Here is a 5,420-nt window from a genome sequence, read left to right as displayed (position 1 = left end):
GCTCGACCAACTCCCACTCGGCATCGGACAGCTCATGGCGACGTATCACCACACCATGATCCACTATCCAAGATCACTTTGACGACATGTCCTAGGGCCTGCCGCCCGGACCCCTGCCGCCCGGGCCCCGGCGGCCCGGGGCGGGCGGCCGGGACTCCACGGGTCACCCGGGGCGTCACCCCGCCAGGATGTCGCGCAGGGCGCGGGCCTCCTTCACCAGGCGGGCGGTACCGGGCCGGGCCGCCGCCTCCGTCACCTCGGGGATCGGGCCCCGGGCCGAGCTGCGCCGGGCGCAGTCGGCGGCCAGCGCGACCAGCTCACCGGTGCCCCGGCCCGCGGCGCCCGCCAGCACGGCCGGCAGCGCGGGCGCCAGGACCGACCAGACCGTGCCGTACGCGCCGGTGTCGGCGGCCGCGGTCAGCGCCTGGGCCAGCCGGTTGGGCTTCACCGTGCCCTCGGTGACCAGCTCCCCCAGCTCACGGCCGAGCAGCCCGCCGTCGAGGCACCCGCGGGCGGCGAGGACGAGCAGGGCGTCCACCGCGGCCGTGCGGTCCTCGGGGAAGCGGGCGCCCAGCCCGTACGCCAGCGCCAGGTGGAGCGCGAGACCGGCCGGTCCGCCGGCCTCGGCGAGGACGGGCAGCAGCCCGGCGGCGCCGCGCTGCTCCCGGTCGGCGCCGCCGGCGAACCCGTCGAGCCAGCGGGCGGCCAGCTCCTCCCGGTGGTGCGGCAGGACCGCGGCCCAGTGCGCGGTCGGCTGCCAGAGCCACTCGTCCTGGGCCGACGCCCGCACCACGCTGGGCTCGGTGGCCGCCAGCAGCGCCCGGAACTCGGCGCCCAGCCGCTCGCCGGCCGGGCCGCGCGGGCCCGCCCCGACGCCGGGCTGGGCGACGCAGATCCGCTTGACACCCTCCCACTGGTGCTCCCGCCGGCGCTCCCAGAAGAACGACCGGGCGCCGGCGTCCCGGGCGGGCGGCGCGAACCGCACCCGTTCGGAGGGCTGGCCCGGCAGACCGCCCTCGCGCAGCCAGCGGGCCGCCCAGCGCCCGGCCGGCGAGGTCAGCCGGTCGGCGGCGGCCAGCACGGCCTCGTCCGCGGTCACGGTGAGCCGCAGCAGCGCCGCGTGCAGGTCGGCCTCCCCCGGCTCGACCCCGGCCTCCTGGTAGCGGCCCAGCCGGTCGACCAGGGCCTGCGCCGACAGTGCGCCGGTGGTGTCGGTCGGGGTGGCGAGCAGCAGCGGCGGCCGGTCGGCCATGACCCGCTCGGCCGCCTCGGTCAGCCGGACGGCGAACACGTTGCCGTACACCGTGTTGTGCCCGCCGCGCAGCGGCACCGAGTTCTTGTCCCGGAAGACGGCGCCGCGCAGGCGCGGGTCGGCCGCACCGGCGATCACGGCCGCGACGTACAGCACGTCCTCCGGCCCGCAGTCGTGCCAGCGGCCGGACCCCGTCCACGGGTGCACCCTCAGCACCGGCGCCAGCGCCTCGGCGAGCGCCGCGCGGTCCAGGTGCGCGTGCCGGACGAGACCGTCCAGGGTGCGCTCGAAGTCCGCGACCTCGGGCTGCGCGGCGGCCAGCAGCACGGACAGCTCCTCGGCGACCTCGGCGGCCGTCGCGATCGGCTCGCCCAGCGGCCTCGGCACCGGAGCGGGCGGGAGCAGCTCGCTCCAGCCGGTGTCCGGGTCGTCGCCGCCGACCGGCGCGCCCAACAGCTCGCCCGCGCGGGCGTGGTGGGCCGGGTTCAGCCCCTCGGCGGCGAGGCGCAGGTCGGGCAGCACCGCCTCGCCCGCCGCCCGGAGGTGGCGGGCGACCACGGCGAGGGCCCGCTCCTGGAGGGCGGAGTCGGGGTGGCCGAAGGCCTCGGCGGCCGCCAGCACCACCGGGCCGGCGCGCTCGGGCGAGCGCTTCGCGGCCTTGTCCAGCCAGCCCAGTTGGGCGCGCACCAGCTTCTTCTCGGTCCGGAACAGCACCACCGCCGAGGCCTCCGCCAGCACCTCGGGCTCGACCAGCCCGGCGGCGTCCAGCTCGGACAGCACCTGCTGGGCGTGGCCGGCGATCACCGAGAGCGCGTCCAGCATGGCGACCAGACTCCGGACCTGCTTCGCGTACTCGTCCGGGCTCGGCGCGAGCGCCGCCAGGACGCCCAGGAAGGCCCGCTGGTCACCCGGCTTGCCGCCGCGCACCAGGCGGGCCAGGCAGCGGTCGATCAACTCGGCGCGGTCCACCCGGCCCTCGGCCGCCAGCGCGGTGAGGGCGGCGGGCCAGGAGTCCCCGGGCCGCTCGGTGCGCCGGTGCTCGAACCGCCAGCCGACGTCGGCGAGCTCGAACACCCGGGGCGCCAGCAGCGGGGTGAAGGCGTCCTCGCGGAGGTACTCCAGCAGCGTCCGGCTGCGGTCCCGGCGGCCGTCGCCGGCCCCGACCCGGTCGAGCCACTCGCCGGTGAAGGCCTCGGTGGCCGGCACCGGGCAGCCGGTCCGCCGGACGGTCCGCTCGATCAGCGGGTAGAGGTCCCAGCTCCAGCCCGAGCCGCGGCGGGCCGCCAGCCGGTTGACCACCTCGATCTGCCACTCGACCGGCTGGGCCTCGACGACCGCGCCGAGCGCCGGGTGGCGGGCGCAGGAGCGGCCGGCGAAGTCCCGCCCGCCGATCCAGGCGGCGGCGCCGGCCGGCCCGGCGTGGCAGCCGGCGCCGGCCACCAGCACCGCCCCGGCCCGCGCGGTCGCCGCGTTCGACCACTCGCCGCGGAGCTCCTTGCGCAGCTCCTTGAGGGCCGGCAGACAGGCCCGCCGCTCGGCCGGGCCGAGCGCCGCGACCAGCGCCGGCACCTGCGGGGTCCGCCCTTCGCGAACCGCCCGCAGCAACTCCTCGACGCCGCTCACGCGCCCGCCTCCCGCCCGCTCGCGACCCGCTCCCGCACCACGGCGACCGCCAGCGCGTGCTTGCACGGACCGCGCCCGCCCCGGTACTTGGCCCACCAGAGGCAGGTGCAGCTCACCCGGCCCGCCTCGTCCGTGCGCACCCGCTGGTGGTGGTCGTCCACGGTGACCTCGGCGAGCGCGCCGCCCGGCTCCAGCCGTACCGCGCCCGCCGCGACCAGCGCGTGCGCGGCCCGCAGCCGCGGGTTCCGCGCCTCGGCCCGGCCGGCGTCGTACGGCAGCTGGCGGTGGAAGTAGGCGGCCTCGGCGGTGTCGTAGCCGATCTGCCCGGCGGTGCCGAGCCTGGTGAGGGCGGCCCGGACCCGGGCCGGAGTGAGCCCGGACTGCTCGGCGAGTTCGGCGACGTCGATCCGCGGCTCCCAGGCCAGCAGCACCGCGACCAGCTCGGCGTCCTGCTCGGCGGCGCCGGTGGCCAGCGCGCCGAGCACGCCGCCCTCCCCGGAGAAGCCGCGTGAGGCGTCCGGCGAGAGGGTGAGGGTGAGGCGCATGCCGGGCAGCACCACCTCCCAGGCGGAGGCCGCCGGGGCGTCGCCCGCGACCGGGCCGTACACCCGCAGGGCCAGCGCGTGCCGCAGCACCCGCTGGAGCGCCACCAGCCGCTCCGGGCCGGGCAGGCAGACCGCGCCGGGGACGGGCCGGGTGGTCGGGCGCAGCGTCCGGCCGGCCGGGACGACCCAGCCGGCGGCGGACCGGGCCCGCCCGCCGCCGCGCGGCAGCGAGCGCAGGAAGCGGACCGCCTCGGCGGCGGGCAGCTCGGCGCGCAGGTCGAAGGCGGCGGCCGTCACCTGGGTCTCGGCGAAGCCGCGCACCCAGCGCTCGGGCAGCGGGACCTTCTTCTCGACGACCGGTCCGTCGAAGGTGGTGACCTCCAGTGCGTCGGGCCCCACCGCGAGGTGCAGCGGCTCGGCCGGACCGATCCGGGTGAGCGCCTCCCGCAGCGGGTTGTTGACGTCGACGTTGGTGGTGCCGTGGCCGATGTCGTCGCCGTCGAGCCCGGCCCGGAGCACGTCGAGTCGGGCGTAGACGCCGCAGCAGCCGGAGAAGGACTCGAAGCGCAGCCGGTCGCCGTTGGCGGTGACCACCGGGTCGAGCGAGGCGCGCAGCAGCGGCTGGTAGTAGCGGGCGGCGGCCACGTCGGCGACCGCGAGCAGCGCGGCGGCGGCCGGGGCCGGGTCGGCCAGGAAGCCCGCGAAGAAGCGCGGGTTGGCGACCGCGCCGAGCGGCGTGGTGCCGCCGGAGGTCTCCAGGGCGAGGCGTGGGCCCTCGGCCCCGTCGAGAACGGCGGACGGGCGCAGATAGGCGTACGCGTGTGCGGCTTGCGTCATGCGGAGCACGCTAGGAGGGGCGACTGACAATCCGTCGGAGAGCGCCCGGGCCGAGGCCAGTACTGGAACAGGTTCTATCAGGCTGCCTCCGGTCCCCGGGTTACCCCGGTCACACCGCCGGACGGCGGCTTCTGCCACTATGTCCCCGTGACCGACCTGACCGAGAAGGAGAGACCGGCCGCCGACACCGCCGGCTCGTTCGCCGAGCTGCTGCGGATCGAGCGGCTGGACGAGAACACGTTCCGGGGGCGCTGCCACGCCGGCGCCCCGATGCGCGCCTTCGGCGGCCAGGTCGCCGCGCAGGCGCTGACCGCCGCCGGGCACACCATCGGCGACGACCGGGACGTGCACTCGCTGCACAGCTACTTCCTGCTCCCCGGGGACCCGTCCCGGCCGATCCGCTACGAGGTCGACCGGGTCCGCCAGGGGATGTCCTACGCCACCCGCCGGGTGACCGCCGTCCAGGGCGGCGAAGCGATCTTCACGCTCTCCGCCTCCTTCAAGCGGCCCGAGCCCGCCGCCGACCGCCACCGGGAGATGCCGGCGCTGCCCGGCCCGGAGGAGCTGCCGGACGCGCTGGCGGGCTGGGACGCCGAGGCCCGCGCCGCGCTGACCCGCACGGGCGGCTTCGGCTCGCTGGACCTGCGGTTCGTCCCGCCGGACGCACCCGACGTGCCGCCGGCCGTCCCGGGCATGCCGCAGCAGTTCGTCTGGCTGCGCACCGCCTCCCCGCTCCCCGCCGGAGACCGGCTGCTGCACGTCTGCGCGCTGACCTACCTCTCGGACCTCACGCTGGCCTCGACGGCCGGGCTGCACGTCCAGCCGAACTTCTTCCAGCGCACCGAGCCGCCCCGGCTGATCATGGCCTCGCTGGACCACGCGATGTGGTTCCACCGCCCGTTCCGGGCCGACGAGTGGCTGCTGTTCGCCCAGCGCAGCCCCTCCTCCTCGGACGGCCGGGGGCTGTCGCTCGGCGAGTTCTACGACCGGGACGGCCGGCTGGTCGCCTCCGCCGTCCAGGAGGCCCTGATCCGCGACCGGGCACCCCGGGCGCACTGACCCCGGTCGCCCCGCGTTCGTCCGCGCAGTCGGGGCGGGTGACCAGGGTGTCCCTGGGTATGGAGACCACGTCGACCAGGGCCACACCCGGGCCGACGTGGTCT

3 protein-coding genes are annotated in these 5,420 nt (G+C 77.6%); 1 reads left to right on the top strand and 2 read right to left on the bottom strand.

Going from position 1 to position 5,420, the window contains the following annotated elements:
* Positions 1–175: 175 nt before the first annotated feature.
* Together ABZ497_RS36395 and ABZ497_RS36390 are read right to left on the bottom strand one after the other, a co-directional pair.
* Entirely contained in the window at positions 176–2,875 is a 2,700-nt protein-coding gene (locus tag ABZ497_RS36395; protein ID WP_359812339.1) for a DUF6493 family protein, read from the bottom strand.
* Positions 2,872–4,257: an SWIM zinc finger family protein gene (locus tag ABZ497_RS36390; RefSeq protein WP_359812336.1), complete on the bottom strand. Its 1,386-nt coding sequence runs from the start codon at positions 4,255–4,257 to the stop codon at positions 2,872–2,874. Before ABZ497_RS36390 ends, ABZ497_RS36395 begins: the two co-directional genes overlap by 4 nt.
* A 147-nt stretch (positions 4,258–4,404) precedes the next feature.
* On the opposite strand from ABZ497_RS36390, the gene ABZ497_RS36385 reads away from it, so the two are divergent.
* Positions 4,405–5,316 (top strand): acyl-CoA thioesterase II, encoded by a 912-nt coding sequence (locus tag ABZ497_RS36385; protein WP_359812333.1) that lies wholly within the window; start codon positions 4,405–4,407, stop codon positions 5,314–5,316.
* The last annotated feature ends 104 nt before the right edge of the window (positions 5,317–5,420 follow it).

The organism is Kitasatospora sp. NPDC005751, from assembly GCF_040630835.1.
Classification (GTDB): Bacteria; Actinomycetota; Actinomycetes; order Streptomycetales; family Streptomycetaceae; genus Kitasatospora.
Note: the sequence above shows the minus strand (reverse complement) of the source record. Positions and strands in the feature narration are given on the sequence as shown.

Excerpts from the sequence above, each read along its gene's own strand:
- ABZ497_RS36390 (WP_359812336.1), bottom strand. The coding sequence starts at position 4,257 with ATGACGCAAGCCGCACACGCGTACGCCTATCTGCGCCCGTCCGCCGTT.